Origin of the sequence: Algoriella xinjiangensis (assembly GCF_900115015.1) — a bacterium.
Taxonomy (GTDB): domain Bacteria; phylum Bacteroidota; class Bacteroidia; order Flavobacteriales; family Weeksellaceae; genus Empedobacter; species Empedobacter xinjiangensis.
In genome coordinates this window covers 37,810-59,151 of the sequence record NZ_FOUZ01000005.1, presented here as the reverse complement: position 1 = coordinate 59,151, position 21,342 = coordinate 37,810, and the positions used below count along the sequence as shown (strand labels likewise).

Annotated in this window: 12 protein-coding genes; 2 read left to right on the top strand and 10 right to left on the bottom strand. The window is 32.0% G+C overall.

Features of this window, described 5'->3' with window-relative positions:
* Positions 1 to 89 precede the first annotated feature (89 nt).
* From BM072_RS05595 to BM072_RS05580, 4 genes are all read right to left on the bottom strand, one after another.
* Positions 90 to 2,660, bottom strand: a complete 2,571-nt coding sequence (locus tag BM072_RS05595; RefSeq protein ID WP_092907396.1) for a hypothetical protein — start codon at positions 2,658 to 2,660, stop codon at positions 90 to 92.
* Positions 2,657 to 3,646 (bottom strand): hypothetical protein, encoded by a 990-nt coding sequence (locus BM072_RS05590; RefSeq protein ID WP_245752062.1) that lies wholly within the window; start codon positions 3,644 to 3,646, stop codon positions 2,657 to 2,659. The genes BM072_RS05595 and BM072_RS05590 overlap by 4 nt, the downstream gene beginning before the upstream one ends.
* Positions 3,647 to 3,697: 51 nt before the next feature.
* Positions 3,698 to 4,948, bottom strand: a complete 1,251-nt coding sequence (locus BM072_RS05585) for a type IX secretion system plug protein (protein WP_092907394.1) — start codon at positions 4,946 to 4,948, stop codon at positions 3,698 to 3,700.
* Positions 4,949 to 5,035: 87 nt separating this feature from the next.
* The gene (locus tag BM072_RS05580) at positions 5,036 to 7,453 is read right to left on the bottom strand and encodes an alpha-ketoacid dehydrogenase subunit alpha/beta (RefSeq protein ID WP_092907727.1); all 2,418 of its coding nucleotides are present in this window, start codon (positions 7,451 to 7,453) and stop codon (positions 5,036 to 5,038) included.
* Between the two features lie 119 nt (positions 7,454 to 7,572).
* On the opposite strand from BM072_RS05580, the gene BM072_RS05575 reads away from it, so the two are divergent.
* Together BM072_RS05575 and BM072_RS05570 are read left to right on the top strand one after the other, a co-directional pair.
* On the top strand, positions 7,573 to 10,314 hold the full coding sequence (locus BM072_RS05575; RefSeq protein ID WP_092907392.1) for a M16 family metallopeptidase: 2,742 nt from the start codon (positions 7,573 to 7,575) through the stop codon (positions 10,312 to 10,314).
* Between the two features lie 217 nt (positions 10,315 to 10,531).
* Positions 10,532 to 11,551, top strand: a complete 1,020-nt coding sequence (locus BM072_RS05570; protein ID WP_092907390.1) for a kinetochore Spc7 family protein — start codon at positions 10,532 to 10,534, stop codon at positions 11,549 to 11,551.
* A gap of 65 nt (positions 11,552 to 11,616) precedes the next feature.
* Here the strand turns inward: BM072_RS05570 and BM072_RS05565 are convergent, their stop codons facing one another.
* From BM072_RS05565 to BM072_RS05540, 6 genes are all read right to left on the bottom strand, one after another.
* Positions 11,617 to 13,218, bottom strand: a complete 1,602-nt coding sequence (locus BM072_RS05565) for a class I SAM-dependent methyltransferase (protein ID WP_092907388.1) — start codon at positions 13,216 to 13,218, stop codon at positions 11,617 to 11,619.
* A 120-nt stretch (positions 13,219 to 13,338) separates the two neighbouring features.
* A complete protein-coding gene (locus BM072_RS05560) occupies positions 13,339 to 13,932 on the bottom strand; it encodes a PepSY-like domain-containing protein (protein WP_177190263.1) in 594 nt (197 codons plus the stop codon).
* 81 nt (positions 13,933 to 14,013) lie between these two features.
* Complete coding sequence (locus BM072_RS05555; RefSeq protein WP_092907384.1) at positions 14,014 to 15,393, bottom strand: alpha-amylase family glycosyl hydrolase; 1,380 nt, start codon at positions 15,391 to 15,393, stop codon at positions 14,014 to 14,016.
* Positions 15,394 to 15,481: 88 nt separating this feature from the next.
* Entirely contained in the window at positions 15,482 to 17,140 is a 1,659-nt protein-coding gene (locus BM072_RS05550; protein WP_092907382.1) for an alpha-amylase family glycosyl hydrolase, read from the bottom strand.
* A 69-nt stretch (positions 17,141 to 17,209) separates the two neighbouring features.
* Positions 17,210 to 19,381: a glycoside hydrolase family 97 protein gene (locus tag BM072_RS05545; protein WP_092907380.1), complete on the bottom strand. Its 2,172-nt coding sequence runs from the start codon at positions 19,379 to 19,381 to the stop codon at positions 17,210 to 17,212.
* An 85-nt stretch (positions 19,382 to 19,466) separates the two neighbouring features.
* Entirely contained in the window at positions 19,467 to 21,329 is a 1,863-nt protein-coding gene (locus BM072_RS05540) for a glycoside hydrolase family 13 protein (protein ID WP_092907378.1), read from the bottom strand.
* Positions 21,330 to 21,342: the final 13 nt, after the last annotated feature.

Sequence of the window (21,342 nt, the reverse complement as noted above, 5' to 3'; positions counted from 1 at the left end):
AAGTTCAGAATATTTCAATAATAAACATTTATAAAACGAAATAATTTATCTATAACTAAAAAAGCAATCAAATTAGAGCGCTTTTTTAGTTAATAATTGCTTGTATAATAATCAAAATATTTACAATTTGACTTTGTTTCTTTGTACGATTTTGTGTCCGAATATTGTTTTAATTCCTTAAAATAAGTTCTGTAATTAACCGCTTTATAAGCCAAAATCTTATTTTCGTTCTCGTATTCGTTTTCTCTTAATTTTTTTAAAACAGGATCTGTCGCGATATAAAATCGTCCTTGCTCATTTTTAGATAAAGCAAATAAAATCTGCGCTTTCAACTCGCGATCTTTTGTTTGATTAAGCGCTGTTTTTAAATAATTTTCTGAAATCGAGAAGTTGTCTTTGTAATTAGAATTCCAACCGAAATCTTTGTAATAAAAATCGAACGATTTTACATATTCAGCATCATAGTTATTGTATTTTGGACCGTTTGAATTATTTTGATCAAACATTAATAAATAACGATAATAGCCTAAACTTGTCGTGTTATAATAAAAATTCCCTAACAAATAATTGGCTTTTGTACCCGAATCATCTTTCTTTTTTCCAATTTTAACCAAATCAATCAACGCATTTGTCAAATCCAATTTGCTCATTGCAGGTTTTATAAAAGAAAAATCGCTGTTATATGGCGTCGCCATCACAAAATCTTCTTCACAATTAAAACATTCTATTTTATTGTACCCAAAAATTTTTGACGAAATATTATGATAACCATCAAATTGATTTGTCATCAACGTTTTGGTTTCTTTATCAGTTCTCGAATCGTAATCATAGCTATAAAAAGAACTTGGCGAAACATGGTATTTTTGATCAATTTTCTCAAATTCTTTCTTCGCTTGTTCAAATTTCATTTCACCCAAATACAAAGTTCCTCTAAAATCGGATAAATAATCTGAAAGCTTAAATTGAATATTTTTCAACTTTTCATCTTTCATATCATAATAATCCGACTTCACTTTTGCATCAATCAAATACTTTTCGAACGCTGTTTTGTTTGATTTTTTATCTAATTTATCTAAATCATTAATAATATCCCAACTCGGATTAAAACCTAATTCCGTGATTTCGTTATGAATTAAAAATGCTTTTCCTTTATCACCTTGTAAATAAAAACGATTCGCCAAAACGTCTAAAATAACATTTTTTAGATTCATTTTTTGTGTATCAGTTGTCGAATACGTCCATTCATCTTCAGATAATTTAGGATATTCATAGTTTAAAATCGATGAATATTTTTGCATAATTTGATTCTCAAAACTATCTGTAATTTTCTTTTGCTCAAAAATTTCAAACAAAATTTCAATTACTTTTTTCTGTTGTTGAAACTCTTTCGAAGTTGAATTTACTTTGGCTAAATAATTTTTAGTTTCGGAAAAATTCTTGTTCAATAAATTTAAATATGCAACAGATAAATTCCAATAATCCTTATCCGTCGTTTTTTCTGCTTGTTGTTTTGCCAAAGTAATCAATTCATTTATTTGAAAACCTTGTGCTACATTTTCTTCTGCTGTGGTGTTATAAGAACCAAAATCGCTCGTTTTTACAGGTAAAAATAAATCTGTTGGCTTTTTTTCTGGTTTAGAATTGTCCCAATAATATCCGCCAGGATTTTGATCTAAATATTGCCGCTCCGTAACGTTTATTGCGCGCGCAAATAAAACACGTGCCTGCAAAGCATTTGGATCATTGGCAATAATATTTTTCATAGCTGCAACCGGATTCGAAAAATCATTATAACCTATTAATAAATACAAATCATTTTTTTCTTCGTTGGTTTTTGCTTTCGCTAACATTTTTTCAAAATCCAAATCTTGCGTTACTTTCATTGATTGATAAGCGCTTAATTTACGGTCATTTGAATGAGAAAACACTTCGAAAAAATCATAATTTGCTTGAATATAATTTCCTAAACCTCGCTCTGCTCCACCTTTTTGATCTAATGCGTAAAAATACATTGGCGATTTTACACCTTGAGATTCTACATACATTTTGAAATAGTTGATCGCATCATTATATTCATGAAAATAATGTGCAAAACGAACCAATTGATACCCGTAACGAACTTTTAAATCTTTATCTGTTTCGGCATTCCAGCTTTTCTTTAAAACATCTAAAACTTTTTTATAGTTCAGATTATTTACATTTTTTTCGGGACGCACAGCATACGACCATTCACCATTATCTATGTAATAAAACGCCATGTAGGGCTCTAAATACTTGGAATATGAAAGATATAAAAGCGATTGTTTATTGTTTTTTACAAAATCTGAAGTCGCAAAACTATAGTTGTTATTAGATGATTTTCCATTTTTTATCATCAAATCAATTTCTTGTTTTGAAGCTTTAAAAACCAAATTATACGCTTGCTCGTAACTAATACCTAATGTTTTTTGCCACGATTGGATATTCTCATTTTTCTGATTTTGATCTGCATCAAAAAACGGATTATCCATTGTTAGTAAAAACGGTGAATATTGTGGCGCAGCACTTAATGTTTGCGAAAATAAATTATAGTAATAATAATCTTCTCCTCCACCATCTGCACACGCAAAAGCTTGTGTCAAACCAAAAGTTAAACTTAATGTTAGTAAGATTTTTTTCATAATTCGGTTGGTATTGTTTTCAAAAATTTTGAATCTAAATGATAATAGATCAAACGATAATCGTACGTTATTTTTTGATCGATAAATGATTTTGTTTTGACTAATAATTCGGGCGAAATAGTTTCTACTTTTATCGTAAAACCTTTGCTTACATAAAATTTTTCGACAAAAAAATCTGCTGTAACTTCGTAAAAACCATCTCTAATTTTCTTTACAGGTTTTCCTATCAAATCTTGCTCCGAAAAAGAATTAACTAATTTTACTTTACCCAAATGATTGGTTAAAATTGCCCACGAATAAATAGGCAAAGCGACATCTAATTTTATAGGATATTGTTCTAAATTCTGAAGATAATCTTTGGCAATATTTAAATCTAAAATTGAATTATTTTGAGATTGATCAGTCGGATTTTCTGTTGCATAACACATCAAAACCATTTTATCTAATGGCGGAATTCCTTCTTTATCTTTAAATTTGACTTGATGTAAACGCAGGGTTGCCGAAAGTTTTTTGTTCGAAATATGTTTCAATTCTGAAAGAAATAAAAAGTAATTTTCTCGCGTTGATTTTGTCCAATCACAATCAATTTGAATTTCTTCGAAGTGATTTAATTTTCCTCTATTCGCTGTTTCATTCAAAAAATTAAATACATTTTTTGCTAAAATTTTTACTTGATCTTTTGATGTATTGATAAACGTACGATTGGTAATAAAAACTGTCGGAATATAATTGACATTTAATTTTGACGCATCAAAATTTCGGATAATTCCAATTGGTTTTATCTGATCTGCAGTTTTGTCGACATCAAAAAATCGAACATAAATTTTTTGAACTTTTAACGAATCAACTTCTTTTTTTTCGATTTCATTAATTGTGTAATTACTTCGCCAATAATAAAAATCTATCGGCGATTTATTTGGTTTTGAATGACAACCAAACAAAATAATTAAAAAGAAAACCGAAATAATTTTACCTAAAAATTTCATAGTCAAACTTACTTAGAAATCAGATCAAAAACATCGATAATTTTAGTGATTTTATTGTCTAGAATTACCAGATCCATAGCCCATCAAAATATCATAGCGTTGTCCCCAAGGTCGGTAATAAAACAAAGCTTGGTACTGATTTTCTGTCTGCCAAAAACTTCCGCTTACATAACTTGGGTCTATTTGTCCAGTCTTTGTATTTTTTACCACATATTGATAATTGTAATACCCTTGTTTCAAAAATAATTCGGTTACCCAAAGTCCATTATCATCTTTATGTAATTTAGAATCTTCGTTAATTTCCCATTTATTAAACGCTCCAACTACATAAGGTTCGTACAACCCGTTTTGATCTTCAAAAGCATCTAACGCAAAATAAACCCACGAATAATCTGCCTCAGAATTGGCTGCATATTCGTTACCATAACGGTTATTTCTAATGTAAAAATTACCATCAATATCTGGATAATCATCGTAAGGTAAGTTGTATTTCGGAATATCTACACGTAAAACGGTATTGTAAACACTATCTTTTCTAAAAGTTTGTTCGGTTGTTAAACTAGGAACTTCGAGGTTTTTATTATCAAACCAATTGTATTCTGAACCTCCAGCAAAAACAATATTTGTATCATTATACGTTAATTGATTTGGGCGCGAAAAAGTTGGACGATCTACAAATAAACCTTCGTTCCAATTGTTATTTTTCATCAAAAATAACTTTGCACCATCCGGAACTTCAGTTAAATTTTGTGTGCCACTTGCAACTTGAATTTGTAAACGCTGATTTAACTCTTTTATCGTTGGATTATTGTAACGAGAAACCATAACACCAACATCTGCAATTGGCTGATAAACGGCAAAACGTTGCGTAAAAACTGGGTTAGAATCGTTGTCTAGATAGACTTTTAATACATAATTTCCCGAAAGTTTAACATTCATTGCATTGTTCGGAAACTGAATTTGATAATTGGTATACTTTTGATAGGTATTGAATGAATTTTTATACGTGCGCGCATAATCATTATTCATTCCTGTTAAAAACTCAGATTGAAAAATATTAGATTCTGACCAGTCTGCATTTCGATGCTCAATCGAATAATTGTAGCGTTTGTAACCTGCATTTATATCGTCAAACAAAAACAATAAATATTCGCTTGAACCTAGCTTGATAATTGGTGTATTATCATTTGTTTGCGGATTAAAAACTTGCAAACTTTTAATATTTTTGGGTGGTTTAATTTCCTGAAATTGTCCAAAAACTATCGAAGCAATTAAACAAACTATTATCGAATAAAATTTCATTTCCTTTCGTTATTTACGTAAACATACAAAAAAAGCGCATGTACTTTTGTTAAGTACATACGCTTTTATAACTCCATTTTTTATTTTTTAGTACAAAGCAGGAAACTGATTAGGTTTTGCTTCGTGCATTATTTCGTACACTTTTTCTACCATATCATCTACTGATGGTTTAGAGAAATAATCTCCGTCTGTTGCATACGCAGGACGGTGAGCTTTTGCTGTAAGTGTTGTTGGCGCGCTATCTAAATTAAAATAACCACCTTGTTTTTCGATGATTTCTTGTAACAAGAAAGCACTTGCTCCACCAGGAACATCTTCGTCAATAATTAATAAACGATTTGTTTTGGCTAAACTTTTTGCAACATCTCCTTTAATATCAAAAGGCAATAAAGATTGTGCATCAATTACTTCCGCAGAAATACCTAATTGCTCTAATTCTTTTGCTGCTTCCATCACAATTCTCCATGTAGAACCGTATGTTAACAACGTAATATCTTTACCTTCTTTTGTTACTTCAACTTCTCCAATTGGCGTTGTAAAATCACCAATATTTGTTGGTATTGGCTCTTTCAAACGGTAACCATTCAAGCTTTCTACAACAATTGCAGGCTCATCTGCTTGCATCAATGTGTTATAAAAACCTGCGGCTTTTGTCAAATCACGAGGAACTAAAACATTTACACCACGAACCAAATTAAGAATTCCTCCCATTGGCGAACCCGAATGCCAAACACCTTCTAGACGGTGACCACGCGTACGAATAATAACTGGCGCTTTTTGACCTCCGTTAGAACGATAAAGAACTGTTGCCAAATCATCTGAAATTCCTTGTAAACAATAAAGGATATAATCTAAATACTGAATTTCTGCAATTGGGCGTAAACCACGCATTGCCAACCCAATTCCTTGTCCTAAAATTGTTGCTTCGCGAATACCTGTATCCGAAATACGATCGATTCCATATTTTGCTTGTAAACCTTCTAAACCTTGGTTTACATCGCCAATATTACCTGCATCTTCTCCAAAAATTAATGCTTTTGGATATTTCTCGAAAATTTTATCAAAGTTATCACGAACAATTACACGACCATCTTCCATTTCTGGATTTTCTGGATAACTTGGTGCAACTTGCGCTACATTAGTTGCTGTTCCTGAAACTAATTTTGTTGAATAAATTTCTTCTTCAATCTTAAATTGATTGTCTAACCAAGAAATTATTTCTGTTTTAGCAGCGTTATTTTCTTCTCTTGTTAAACGAATCACTTTACGAATTGCACCGTAAACATCACGTTTAAAAGGAGTTTTCTTCGCTTTAAGATTATTAATTTCAATGTTGATAAATGCAGCATTAGAACTTGCATCCGCAACATTTTGTAATAACGCTAATCCTTTATTTTTTAATTCAAGAATTGGGTTTAAATAGTCGTCCCAACATTGTTTTTGAGCAGATTTAACTTCTGCTTTAATTTGATTTTCTACTGCTTCTAATTCTTCAGCAGAAATTATAGATTCTGGCGAATTATCTCCAAAAGCTAAAATATATTCACGGAACTTTTTAATTCCATCAAAATCTTTTTCCCACTCCAAACGATCTTCAGATTTATAACGTTCGTGCGAACCTGAAGTTGAGTGACCTTGTGGCTGCGTACATTCTTGTACATGCACAATACATGGAATGTGGTGCTCACGTGCAAAACTTTCTGCACGAGAATATGCTTCTATCAAAGCTGCATAATCCCACGCTTTTACAGAAATTATTTCGTAACCTCTTTCTTCTGCTGTTCTTTCGAAACCAGATAATAATTCGGAAAGATTAGATTTTGTACGTTGAAATTTAGCTGGTACAGAAATTCCGTAACCATCGTCCCAAATAGAAACAATCATCGGAACTTGTAAAACTCCACCTGCATTTATAGTTTCCCAAAAATGTCCTTCAGAAGTACTTGCGTCACCAATTGTTCCGAAACCAATTTCGTTTCCAGTTACAGAAAATTGTTGTTCTGTATCTGCTTCTGGTACATTACGGTAATATTTTGAAGCTTGTGCTAATCCCAACAAACGTGGCATTTGCCCTGCTGTTGGAGAAATATCTGCACTAGAATTTTTTTGATCAGTTAATTTTTTCCAAGATCCATCTTCATTTAAAGAACGTGTACCAAAGTGAGATGTCATTTGACGTCCACCCGATGCTGGTTCTTTTTCTAAATCTGTTAATGCATACAATTGTGCAAAAAACTGTTCTACTGTTAATTGTCCTATTGCAAACATAAATGTTTGGTCGCGGTAATATCCAGAACGAAAGTCTCCATTTTTGAATACTCTTGACATTGCAATTTGAGGTAACTCTTTTCCATCACCAAAAATTCCAAATTTTGCTTTTCCTGTAAGCACTTCTCTTCTACCTAGAAGACTGACTTCGCGAGACATAAAAGCTGTTTTATAATCAGTAATGATTTGGCTTTTAAATTCTTCGAAAGTAATTTTATTTACCTCTTTTGTTTCCATTTCTTTTGTTTGTTGCAACACAAATTTAACAAAAGATTTGTAACTTAATCACAGAATTTACATCTAATTAGAAGATTAACTATTTATAGAAGACAAACAAATACACTAAAAATTAACGTATGAAAAAAACTTTACTGAGTCTTTGCCTTGTTTTTGCGCTTGCAAATACAAGTTTTGTTATGGCTCAAACAAAAAATCAGGGCGCTACTTTAGTTACCCAAGTAGAAGGAATTAAAGAATATAAATTGCCAAATGGTATGCAAGTTTTATTAATTCCAGATCCTTCTCAAAGTAATATGGTTGTAAATATTGTATACCATGTTGGTTCTAAACACGAAGGTTATGGCGAAAAAGGAATGGCACATTTATTAGAACATATGCTATTTAAATCGACAAAAAACCTTGGTGATATCAAAAAAATGTTGTCTGATAAAGGTGGAGATGCCAACGGAACAACGTATTATGATAGAACAAATTATTATGAAGTTTTTCCTTCTTCGGACGAAAATTTACGTTGGAGTTTAGAGATGGAAGCAGATCGTATGATTAATGCAACGATTAAACAAGAAGATTTAGACAAAGAATTTTCGGTTGTACGAAATGAATTTGAAATTGGAGAAAATAATCCATCAAGTGTTTTAATGGAGCGTGTAATTTCTGCAGGTTATTTATGGCACAATTACGGAAAATCTACCATTGGTTCTAAAGAAGATATAGAGCGAGTAAAAGCACCACAATTAAGAAAATTCTACGAAAAATATTATCAACCAGATAATGCAACTTTAATTATTGCAGGAAAATTTGATGAGAAAAAAACAGTCGAATATATCAATCAATATTTTGCTTCAATACCAAAACCAACGCGTGTTTTAGATGAAATTTTAACAGTAGAACCTGCACAAGATGGTGAAAAATTTGTTGAAATAAAACGTGCAGGCGACAGCCAATCGGTTGGTATTATGTATCACGTGGCGTCTTATAGCGACAAAGATTATGCAGCAATTGATGTTTTAAATCAAATTTTAACTTCAGATCCGTCTGGTTATTTATACAAAGCTTTAGTCGATTCGCACAAAGTTGCTTCAATTTGGGCATATAGTCCCGAAGTTAGAGATGCAAGTTTCTTTTATATTGGAACAGAAATTCCGAAAGATAAAAACCTTGAGCAAATAAAAAATGATATTAGAACTGAATTAGATAAAGTTTCTACGATTAATTTTACGGATCAAGATGTGCAACGTGCAAAAGCAACAATTGTAAAAGGAATCGAAAATAATAAAAATAATACGATTAATTACGCCGTTAATTTAACTGAAATTGTAGGTGCTGGAGATTATCGTTTAGGATTTTTGTACCGTGATAATATCGAAAAAATAACGAAAGAAGATATAAAACGTGTTGCCGAAAAATACTTTAGAGCAAATAACAGAACGGTTGGAACTTTTATCCCAACAAAAGATGAGATTCGTGTAAAACCAAATGAATTTACAAATAAACAAATTACCGAATTAGTCTCAAATTACAAAGGTCGTGCAGTAGAAAAAGAAGCAAAATCTTTTGAAGCATCTATTCAAAACCTGAAAGCTAATTTTGCTGAAGGAAAATTAAATAATGGATTAAAATATGGTATTATTGACAAAGAAATAAAAGGAGAAAAAGTTATTTTATCGTTCAATTTACCAGTTTCTAACGAAAAAGATTTAGCCAACAAAAGCGCAATCGGAATGTTAACAGCCGAATTATTAACTGCTGGAACAAAAAATCTAACAAAAGAACAAATCAAAGATCAATTGGATGCGTTAAAATCATCTGTTGGATTTAGATTTAATGGACAAACTTTATCCGTAAACATCAATACGTATAAAAATTCGTTAGATAAAACGATGGATATTGTTCATCAAATAATTACAGAACCAACTTTTCCAGAAGCAGAATTGGTTAAATCTGTAAACGAATATGTAACTTATTTGGATGCAAATACAAACGATCCGCAAGCTTTGGCGTTTAATGAAATTCAGCGTTTAACATCAAATTATCCAAAAACTTCTATTTATTATACTTCATCTTTCCCAGAATTAACGGAAGATTTGAAGAAAATAAAACAAGCGGATTTAGTTAATTTCTATAAAAATATTTTAGGTGCACAAAATGGTGTAGTTTCTATTGTTGGAACAAATGATAAAACTCAAATCGAGAAATTATTAAACACAACTTTTGGTCAATGGAACAGTAAATCGACTTACCAAAAAGCTTATCCAACATTTACGCCAACTAAAAAAGAGGATAAATTATATAACATTCCTGACAAAGAAAATGCGGCTGCCGTTGGTACAGTTAATTTCAAAATGAATAGAGAAAGTGCAGATTATGCAGCAATGCTTATGGCGAACGAAATGTTAGGAAGCGGTGGTTTCTTATCGGCTCGTATTCCGATGCGTTTACGCGAAAAAGAAGGAATTAGTTATGGTGCGGGTTCTTATGTTTCTATTCCGAACGATTCGAAAAATGATGTTGCTTCTTGGAGTTATTATGCTTTCCTAAATCCGACAAAACGTGATGCAGTGGAAAAAGCATTGAAAGAAGAAGTTTCGAAAGCATTGAAAGATGGTTTTACAGCAGACGAATTAAAAACAAATATTGTAAGCTGGAAAAATAGTAGAAATACTTCTTTAGGAACGGATGGAACGTTGTTAGGTTTATCAAATAATTATTTACTAAACGGAATAAAATTTGACGAATTTGATAATTTAGAGAAAAAAGTAGATGCACTAAATGTGAATCAAGTAAATGATGTCTTGAAAAAATACATTTCTTTAGACAAATTAACTTCTGTTTATACAGGTACTTTTGATAAAAAATAATCAATTTTTTTACTTCATAACAAAAGCTTCAGCATTGCTGAAGCTTTTTTATTTGATGCATATACCTAAAAAATTTCTGTATAATTATTCAAATTAGGTCCAAAACTTAAAAAATTTTGTTAAAAAAGCCTCATTTTAACATTTAAGAAACATTTTGGTATAATAATTTCTTATGGCTAAACACAGAAAAAACAATTAACCGTAAAAAAGAAACAGGATGGAAGGATTAGAAGATAACAATAATCAATCGACGAGTAAAGGAAAAAATGGTTTGGTTTTACCATTAGCATTGGTCGGATTATTACTTGCAGGTAGTGTCGGGTACAATGTTTATCAGGCAAACCAAGTTAGTTCACTTGAAAAAAATGAATCTTTAAATTCTCAGATTCTTAAAAACGAAACAGGTCAAAAAGATCAAGTAAGAAGACAATATGATTCGATTCTGAATGATTATACACAATACAAAGCCCGTATCGAAGATCGCAACAATTTATTAGGTGATAAGGAAAAGATGATTCAGTTGAAAAATCAAGATATTCAACAAATCTTAGACAAAGACAATCCGACACCTGAGGAAATGAATAAAGCGAGAAAAATGATTAATGATTTAGAAGGTAGTGTTAAAAACTACAAATCTGAAGTTTCTCGTTTACAAAAAGAAAATGCTATTTTGGTGCGTAATGTAGAAGATTTAAACAATAAAAATTCTGCTTTAACTACGGATAATAACAATCTAAAAACAAGCAACAAAGAGTTAACATATAGCTACGAAACAGAGAAAAATGTTCGTACAAAAGATAACGCTATTTCAAAAGGTAAAATAAACGAATTAAGTTCTACTTTATCTGTTTCTAACCAAAAAATTACTGGAATTAGAGTAAGAAGTAGCGGAAAAGAAGTTGAAAAAACAAGAGCAAAACGAATTGATAAAATTAGAGTTTCTTTTGATGTAGATCGTAATTCTAGAACAGAATCTGGAGATAAAAAATTGTATGTTGCGATTTATAATCCAGACGGAACTTTAGGAAAATACGGTAATGCACAAGGTGGTCAAATTGAATTGAGATCTGGAGAAACAGTAAATTATTCGGATGCAATTGGATTTAATTACACAAACGGTCAAACAAAAAATATTACGTTTGATTGGGAAAATGAGGAATTCCAAAAAGGAGTTTATACATTTAATGTTTACGAAAACGGATTCAAAATTAGTCAAGCAAAAATTACATTAAACTAATTTTAAAACGATATAAAAACAAAAAAGCTCAGTAAATACTGAGCTTTTTTTATGTCTAAAATTGATTACTTTTTAAGAAGATTAATACTTACAGTCGCCAATTCGTTATTCGGATATTTTTTGAATAATGAATTATCAGGTATCAAACCAGTTTCTTTACAAATGCGATGAAAAACATCAACTTCTACAATATATTGATCCGAAAAACCATGCGTTGCATCGTAAGCCGTTGCAGGTGTATTTCCTAAATTTTTGGCTGTTAAATCTGGTGCTATTGTATGTAATTCGATCAATAATAAACCAAATTTATCTACATAAGGTGCCCATTTTTTTAGGTGATTTAATAAATTCTGTTCCACATCATTATTCGATAATCGCTTTCCTTTGTGTGTAAATGCGCCGGTAGAAGTACTAATTCTAGTCGTTTTTACATCGCCAACATCTTCCCAAATACGGTTATGATCCAAAAAAGTTCTGATGTTTAATAAATCACTTAACTCAATCGCATAATCTTCGCGTAAATCATTTGCCAAACGATCAGGATCGCCAATATCGCCCCAAATTACTTTTGCCCAAATATCATTTTTAATCAAATTTGCACGCGTAACTTTTAACGCAGCTTGGTTATAATCTGCCCCAACCAAGAACAACGGATATTCGTCCAAATGTTTTCCGCGCAAAGTTTGACGTTCAATTACATCATACAAATGCTGTAACAAAGCGCCATTTCCACAACCCATATCCAAAATTCCTTTCGGTTGTTCTTCAATCGGGCGATTAAAAATATCAATTACAAATTCATCTACAACTTTAAAATAAGTTGAATGTGCACCTCCACTTCCCCAAACATTCATCTCACGATTCACATGTTGTTCGTCTTCACCATCTGCAATTTCTCGCAGTTTTGTTGGCGAACCAAATACTAAATCATTCAATTTAGAGAACATTGGCAAATACGAAACCGTTACGCCATACGATGTTGCACGACGCGCAAAAAACAAACCTGCTTCTGTAAACTTATAATTTTTTTCGTGCTTTGTAAACCAACCTAATTCTGCTAAACGCTCTAAAACTTTTTCAAAAGTTTGTGGATTTTTATGAAACTCATCGGCACTAAAAGAAGCTTCCATAAAATATTTATGAAACAAACCGCTCATTCCCATTCTTACGATAACCGGACCAACCAAAACGCCTTCTATATGTTTACAAATCTGATAATGCAAAGGTTTTTCCATAAACTCTTCGGTATCGCTGGTCATCAAATATGTTTTGTATTTATCAAAAAGTTTAATCCATTTTTTACAAAATTCATCCGAAAAATCCGTTTGTTTCAAAACTTCATCTTCTGCCAAAAAAATAGCTAAATCTTTATAAATATCAATATTTGTAAAAGCGCGATCTGAGTATTTATTGGTTTGAATTTGGACTTGATTTTTTTCGTTATCAACCGTATATTCTAACATATTTTGCGACGCCAAAACGCGCAAAGCAACGTTTAAATAGCCCTCGTTTGTCTGAAATTCTTTCGTCAAATCATCTAACATCATCGTTTTATGTTCTACGATATAATGCAAAATTCCTTTGCTCGCTAAGGTATTCAAAACGGGCGCAGTTACAAGTCCGTCAAGATGTCTAAAAATTAGCGATCTCAAATATTTTTTATCCATTTGGTTGATTTATTTCTCTTATAAATATATTGATTTATACGTTATTGTTTTGCCAATAATTTACTAAATATTTCAACTAAAAAAGCCAATCAAATTGATTGGCTTATATGCTTAAAAAGATTAATTTAGTTTGATAAAATTACCATTCAAATCAAATTTTAAATCAAGATTATTTTGAATTAATTCAACTTTAATTTCTTTATCTTTTGTATCCTTTTCTATTTTATTGACATCAATTTTAGAATAATTTGTTTGAATGTATTTCAACACATTTGACGGAAAAAACTTGGTCGGAATTGGTTTATTCATTCCATTTTTCACTTCTTTCCAATCTCCATTTACATCAAATTCTATTTTAGTTCCGTCTTTTAATTGAGTTTTATACTTCGTTTCACTTTTATCAACTTCTTTTATCGAATAATAAACCTCCGAACTTGAGAAGTTTTCTTTGATAAAACTCTGTGCATTTGCAGGAAAATTTTCTAATGCTACTATCGTTTCATCATGATCTAAAGTAACCACTTTTTCTTGACCATTATCTTGCAACACTGTATAACCATTTGTTACTACAGTTGTTTTTTGAACTGATAATGCATCTTGATTAACAGAAGTTTTTTCTGTTGTCTGTGTCGTTTCTGTAATTGTTTTTTTCGGTTCGCACGAATAAAAACCAACCAAAGCTATGGTTGCAATTGCTAAAATTGTTTTTCTCATAATATGTTGATTTTTATAAGAAACCGCAATCATTGTGCCAAAAAAAGTCGCTCATTGAGCGACTTTTTGTTTCTTAAATTATTATTTCTTTTGAACCAAGATCAGGTATTCCCAAGGTTTTAATTTTAGTTTTGTAGCTGCATCAAATGTAACATTCTCATTGTTCATAAAATTTTTATACACTCCATTAATTGGAACGGTTACTTCTTTTTCTGCTTTGGTTAAATTCGCAATAAAATACGCTTCTGTTGTATTCTTTTTACGTTTAAAAGCCAAAATAGCTTTATCATCAGATGTTTTTAGACGCTCATAAGACGCTGCTTTTTTTGCACCATTAAAAGCTTCATTGGTTACTTTTAATTCGCCTAATTTCTCGTAAACGCCTCTCATTTTCGAATTTGGATTACGATCAATCGAATCTTTTACAAAGAATTTTAATCGACGATTAAAATCTTCTTCTTGCCCATTATAAATCAATGGAATTCCTGGTAAAGTATATGTTAATACAGCAAAAGTTTCGACAGCATCGCCCATTCTTTCATATTCTGTCCCTGCCCAAGAATTTTCGTCATGGTTTGATGTAAACAATAATTTATAATCATCGGCTTGCCATTTTTTTGGAATAGAATCCATGTATGTGTCAATTGCAGAAACATTCTTTTTTCCTTTTGCAATATCATTCATAATGTGATGAAGTTCCCAACCATACGCTGCATCAAATGCATTAACCAATAAGTCTGCATTTTCGGTTTCGCCTAACATAAAAATTTCGCGACCATTTGCCAATTGTGGTTTAGCTTCTTCCCAAAAATTGGTTGGTACTTCGTGTGCCATATCGCAACGAAAACCATCAACTTTAAAATCATCTAGCCAATATTTCATGTCCGCAATCATGGCTTGACGCATTTCTTTGTTATCGAAATTCAAAGCCACAACGTCCGTCCAATCATAAGGCGAATGCATTTTTCCGTTCTTGTCTTTTTCGTACCAATCGGGATGTTGTTTTACCCAAGGATGATCCCAAGCGGTATGATTTGCAACCCAATCCATAATCACATAAATTCCGTTTTTGTGCGCTTCATCAACCAATTTTTTGAAATCATCGGCTGTTCCAAATTCTGGGTTTATTCCACGATAATCTTTAATCGAATAATATGATCCCAAACCTTCTTTACGATTTTCTACACCAATTGGATAAATTGGCATTAACCATAAAATTTTAACGCCTAATTTCTTAATATTTGGTATTTCTTTGGTTACGGCCGCAAATGTACCTTCTGGCGAAAATTGACGAACATTAACTTCATAAACCACAGAAGTTTCTGCCATATCTGCTGTAAAAGGAAGAAAAGCAGCTTCCTTTGTAATTTCTTTATCTTCGGTTGTTTCTTCTTTTTTAGTTGTACAACTTGCTAAAAATAAACCCGCAACTAAACTTACTCCTATTATTTTTTTTATCATGGCTTTTATTTTTATCAAACTAAAATTAGCTCTGTTTATCACATTTTTAGATGCAATTCTGAAACTAATTTAGTATGATTTTTATATTTTAATTTACTTTTTCTACTAGCACAATTGTTGTTGGCGCATCAATACTAATTTTTCCATCTTTAACCACAAACTGTTGATTAGAATAAGCATCTCTTACTTTTGTACCATCTGCCCAAACCGATTTTACGTCGATTTCTTTTCGATTTACACTTAAATCTAAACCAATTATAACCTCATCGTCTTTATACTTTCTTATAAAAATATAAGGCGAATTTTGTAAATCTGTTTGTTTACCAGCACCAACCGCAGGATGATTACGTCTAAATTGTCCTAATTTTTGGAAATGTATCAACAATGATTCCGTTTCAGAATTTGGTTTGATATCATCCCAATTCATAAATGAACGAAGATTTGCATCACCATCTACACCTTGCACTTCTAAAGGTCGAGCGGTTTCGTCTCCATAATAAACCTGAGAAATTCCTGGCGCTAACAATAAACGCGTACCAGCATCCCAAGGATTTTCGCGATTTTTATCAAAAGGCGAACCATCATCGTGCGACGTAATATAACTCATTACCGTTTTACCATTCATGTCATTATGTAAAATTTTATCATAACGATCAAAAAGTTGTTGGTACGACTCTTTTTGTGACGAACGTAAATCAAAATTGATTAAAGCATCAAATCCATTTTCAAAATAATTGACTTTTTTATCTGGAAAAGGAAAAATTTGCCCGTCATTAATTGTATAATTATAAACTTCTCCCAATAAAAAGAAATCAGTATTATCAATAGCTTTTGTCGGATTATTTGTCTTGTATTCTGCAAGCGCATCGTTACAAATTTGTTCAAATTTTTTCCAAACATCTTCTTCGGTATGTTTTACGGTATCCACGCGATATGCATCAATTCCATATTTTCTGACATAATCCGAAAGCCATTTCATGATATAATATTTCGGTGCTTTAGGAAGATTATACTTCGCAAAAAAAGCATTTAATTCTGCAACTTCTTTCTCCAAACGACCTTCTTTCGACCATTTTGCTAATAATTGCGGTGGCAACATTACATCGTTTTCTGACTCCGTTAAAATATCTGGTAAATTAGCAACCAACGTACATTCAATCGTTGTTTTATACGATTCGTACGTACATTGTGGCGAAACACGCACCCAATCTGCAGGAAAAACACCGTCTACATTTGTAACTGGACCTGTGTGATTGATAACCGCATCTAACATAATTCTGATTCCTTTTGCGTGCGCTTTATCAACCAATTCTTTCAAGTCTTTTTCTGTTCCGAAATTCTTGTCTAAAGTCGTCCAATCTTTTGTCCAATACCCATGAAAACCGTAGGTTTTTCCTTGACCTTCGTCTACATATCCATGAATTTGTTCTACAATTGGCGTCATCCAAATTGCATTAATTCCTAAATCTGTAAAATAACCTTGGTCAATTTTCTGAATTACACCACGAATATCTCCACCTTCAAAACCACGAAGTTTTGCAGTTTCTGCCGTTCGTCCGTAATTTATATCATTGGTTTTGTCTCCGTTATTGAAACGATCAGTTAATAGAAAATAAACGTTTGCACCGTTCCAAACAAAAGGTTGTTTTTGGGTTGATTTATTTTCTTGATTTCCTTGTACCGTTGTTTTAGCGCATGAACTTAAAAATAAACTTGCTAATCCTATCGTTAAAAATATTTTTTTCATTTTAAAAAGTTTTGAGTTTTAAGTTTTGAGTATTGAGAAAATTTATCCTCAATACTCATAACTCACAACTTATTTAATTTCTTTAATACTTATTGCAAAACCTCCTCCTGGAGCAGATGTTAAATCTAAAACAGTTTTTGAATCAATTTTCTTTGTTTCGATTTTGTACGCTTGTGGATTAGTTTTGAAATGTGCATCTTTTGCATCAGCATAAATAATTGCTTCGTATTTTTTGCCTTTTTCTAAGAAATCTAATTTCAACTTTGTAGAACGTGTATTATCTCCGTTTACATTTCCGACAAACCAATTGTTACTCTTTTTGTCTTTACGTGCAACTGTTAAATATTTTCCTGGCTCTGCTTCTATGTATTTACTGTCTTTCCAATCTACCGGAACATCTTTTATAAACTGAAATGCATCTGGAAAACGTTTGTAATTTTCGATAATATCAGCCGCCATTTGCAACGGAGAATACATGGTTACATACAATGCCAATTGATTAGCTAAAGTAGAATTTACGTGCGAATGATTGTCTGGATTTAGTTTTGTAAGATCCATCTCGAAAATACCTGGTGTATAATCCATTGGTCCACCTAACAAACGTGTAAAAGGAAGTATCGTTACGTGATTAGATTTAGAACCACCAAAAGATTGGTATTCTGTTCCACGTGCAGATTCGTTTCCAATTAAATTTGGCCATGTACGTGCAACTCCTGTCGGGCGAACCGCTTCGTGCGCATTAACCATAATTTTATATTCTGCCGCTTTTTCTAATGCATATTGATAATGATTAACTGTATTTTGACTGTAATGATAATCGCCACGAGGAACAATATCACCAACATATCCACTTTTAACAGACGTGTAACCGTTATCATTCATAAATTTATATGCTTTGTCTAAATGTCTTTCGTAATTACGAATTGCACCAGACGTTTCGTGATGCATCATAATTTTAACACCTTTAGCTTTTGCATAATCGCGTAAACCAACAACATCAAAATCTGGATAAGGCGTTACAAAATCAAAAACATAATCTTTGTGATTTCCAAACCAATCTTCCCAACCTTCATTCCAACCTTCAACTAAAACAGCATCAAAACCGTTTGCCGCTGCAAAATCAATATAATCTTTTACATGTTGTGTATTTGCGCCATGTTTACCATTTGGTTTAGCTTTCGAATAATCTGAAACACCTAATTGTACCGTAGAAAAATCGTCTGTATAAGCCCAAGAACTTTTACCTGTAATCATTTCCCACCAAACACCGATATATTTTACGGGTTTAATCCACGAAGTATCTTTAATTTTAGAAGGCTCATTTAAGTTATAAGTCATTTTAGACGCTACAACTTCGCGCGCATCATCGCTCGCAATTACCGTACGCCAAGGCGTATTAAAAGGCGCTTGTAAATATCCTTTATCTCCTAAAGCATCAGGCGTTAACCACGATTCGAAAACTAAGTTTTTATCATTAAGATTTAAACTCATTGCAGGATAATTAATCAAAGCAGCTTCGTGTAAATTGATGTATAAACCATCTTTCGATTTCATCATCAATGCAGTTTGAACACCCGTTTTTGAGAATGCTTTTTGCGACGCATTACCAATATATGCTTTATCAAATAATCCTTTTATTTCTGATAATTTAGATTCTGTGTAATCATACTCTTGCGTATCATAATCTCCCGGAATCCAGAAAGCAGTATGATCGCCTGCCATTGCGAATTGCGAATGCTCTTCTTTAACAACAAAGTATTTTAAGTTTTTTTGCTCTGGAAATTCGTAACGAAATCCTAAACCATCATCAAAAACACGAAAACGAATAATCATTTTACGGTCTGTTTTTGGTTGAGAAATTGTAACCGCTAATTCATTAAAATGATTACGAATTTTATCTACTTCTCCCCAAACTGGTGCCCATGTTTCGTCAAAAGTTGATGTTTTTGTATCAACAATTGTAAAGCCCGATAAAAAGTTAGCCAAATCTTGCGCGCGTTCGTCTTCTACACGTTCTTGCACCGCAAAATCCATTTCTTTGTGATTTGTTTTAAACTCAAATCCTAAATGACTTGGCTTTATAATTTCTTTTCCTTTATAGCGTAATTGATAAGTTGGTTTTCCGTCTTTAGACAAAGAAAAATCCATCACAAAATTTCCGTTTGGCGATTTTACTTCTTGCCCGTAGACATAACTCATCATTGCGACTCCTAAACCTAGTATAAATTTGAAGCTATTCATGTTTTTTATGTTTTGTTTTTATTTTTAAATATTTAAGCTGAATTTACCTCAACTTGTGTGTTTCTGAAACAAGTTCAGAATGATATTATTTACTTAATTCAATAATCATCGTAGATTTTCCGTCAATCGAGATTTCACCTTTAGAATTAATTGGTAAAACTTTATCCGAAATAATCTCTTTTCCAGTATTAATTCCTTGCAATGATTCGGCAAAACGATCTAATTTGAAGGTTTGCTTTTCTTCGTTTGCATTTAAAATAACCATTACAGATTCGTTTTCATTGTATCTAAAATAGACGTAAACATTTTTCTCGGGCATATAATGTTTTGTTTTCCCTGAATGAATTACTTCTTTATTTTTTCTCCAATTAAAAACTTTGGCCGTAAAATCGTGATACATTTTTTGCTCTGCCGTTCTTCCTTCATTTGTAAAAGCATTTTGCTGATCAGATTTCCATCCACCAGGAAAATCTTTACGAATTTCTGCATCGCCACCATTATTTTTATCACCACGCATACCAATTTCCGAACCATAATAAACTTGTGGAATTCCGCGAACGGTAGAAATTAAAGTTAAGCCTAATTTATAATAAGATGGATTTGATTTGAAGATTTCGTTCCAACGTTCTGTGTCATGATTTTCTAAAAAGACAAACATATTGTTGACATTTGGATACAAAAAATCGTTGGTAAATGAGTTATACAATTTTATCATTCCTTTGTCCCAAGATTCTTCTTCTACAAAAGCTTTTGGCATTTCCGAGAACAAACTAAAATCCATAACCGATGGTAAATTTGAATTATAATTTTCTATTTCGGCAATTTTAGAATCTTTTTGCCAATAGGAAACATGCGCTGGCGAATGCATCCACGCTTCTCCAACTACATTAAATTTTGGGTATTCATCTGTAATTGCTTTTACCCATTTTGCCATTCCTTCTTTGTTATTGTACGGATATGTATCCACGCGCATTCCACCTAATTCGGCATATTCTATCCACCAAATTGCATTTTGTGTCAAATAATTTAAGACCAAAGGATTTGCTTGATTTAAATCTGGCATCGAAGAATCGAACCAACCATTTAATGCAATTTTTTTATCAATATCTGCCGCATTTCTATCAAATTGAGAAGTTGTGCGATAGTTAGAACGTTTGAAACCTTTTTCGCCATCAGGAAATTGATTAATCCAATCTTGCGTAGGTAAATCTTGAATCATCCAATGCGAAATTCCCCAATGATTGGTTACATAATCTTGAATTAAATGCATGCCACGTTTGTTTAACTCGCGCGATAATTCGCGGTAATCTTCGTTTGTCCCGTAGCGTCCATCAATTTTATATAAATCGGTTTGCGCATAACCGTGATACGAATGTTGTTTTTCGTTATCCTCGTTAACCGGCGTCAACCAAACAGACGTTGCACCAAGATTTTGAATATAATCTATGTTATTGATAATTCCTCGTAAATCTCCACCATGACGGCTATCTGGAATTTGACGATTCGCTTTATCTGTTAATTCTTTTTTAGAATCGTTGCTTTCGTCACCATTCGCAAAACGATCGGGCATAATTAAATACACAATATCTTTTGACGTAAAAGAATTGCGATTTGAAGAATTTGGTTGACGATCTTTTAACTCGTATGAATACGAATCAACGATTTTATTTTTATTTTTCTTTTTCAGGTTGATTTTAAACGATGATTTTTTTACATCATTTGTATTAATCGTTACAAAAGCATAATTCGGATTTTCTGTTTTCTGAATATCTTTTATTTTGATTTCATCTGATAATTCGATTGTATAATCACTAATATTTTTACCGTAAACCAAGATTTGAAGTTCAGGATTTTTCATTCCTTTCCACCAAAACATTGGTTCTACTTTTTGTATTTGCGCAAATGCAAATGTTGACAATAGTGATGTTAAAACTAGTATTTTTTTCATGTGTGAGTTGAAA

Bases quoted from the DNA above. Each gene is read 5' to 3' on its own strand.
- BM072_RS05595 (WP_092907396.1), bottom strand. From the start codon at position 2,660: ATGAAAAAAATCTTACTAACATTAAGTTTAACTTTTGGTTTGACACAA.
- BM072_RS05590 (WP_245752062.1), bottom strand. From the start codon at position 3,646: ATGAAATTTTTAGGTAAAATTATTTCGGTTTTCTTTTTAATTATTTTG.
- BM072_RS05585 (WP_092907394.1), bottom strand. From the start codon at position 4,948: ATGAAATTTTATTCGATAATAGTTTGTTTAATTGCTTCGATAGTTTTT.
- BM072_RS05580 (WP_092907727.1), bottom strand. From the start codon at position 7,453: ATGGAAACAAAAGAGGTAAATAAAATTACTTTCGAAGAATTTAAAAGC.
- BM072_RS05575 (WP_092907392.1), top strand. From the start codon at position 7,573: ATGAAAAAAACTTTACTGAGTCTTTGCCTTGTTTTTGCGCTTGCAAAT.
- BM072_RS05570 (WP_092907390.1), top strand. From the start codon at position 10,532: ATGGAAGGATTAGAAGATAACAATAATCAATCGACGAGTAAAGGAAAA.
- BM072_RS05565 (WP_092907388.1), bottom strand. From the start codon at position 13,218: ATGGATAAAAAATATTTGAGATCGCTAATTTTTAGACATCTTGACGGA.
- BM072_RS05560 (WP_177190263.1), bottom strand. From the start codon at position 13,932: ATGAGAAAAACAATTTTAGCAATTGCAACCATAGCTTTGGTTGGTTTT.
- BM072_RS05555 (WP_092907384.1), bottom strand. From the start codon at position 15,393: ATGATAAAAAAAATAATAGGAGTAAGTTTAGTTGCGGGTTTATTTTTA.
- BM072_RS05550 (WP_092907382.1), bottom strand. From the start codon at position 17,140: ATGAAAAAAATATTTTTAACGATAGGATTAGCAAGTTTATTTTTAAGT.
- BM072_RS05545 (WP_092907380.1), bottom strand. From the start codon at position 19,381: ATGAATAGCTTCAAATTTATACTAGGTTTAGGAGTCGCAATGATGAGT.
- BM072_RS05540 (WP_092907378.1), bottom strand. From the start codon at position 21,329: ATGAAAAAAATACTAGTTTTAACATCACTATTGTCAACATTTGCATTT.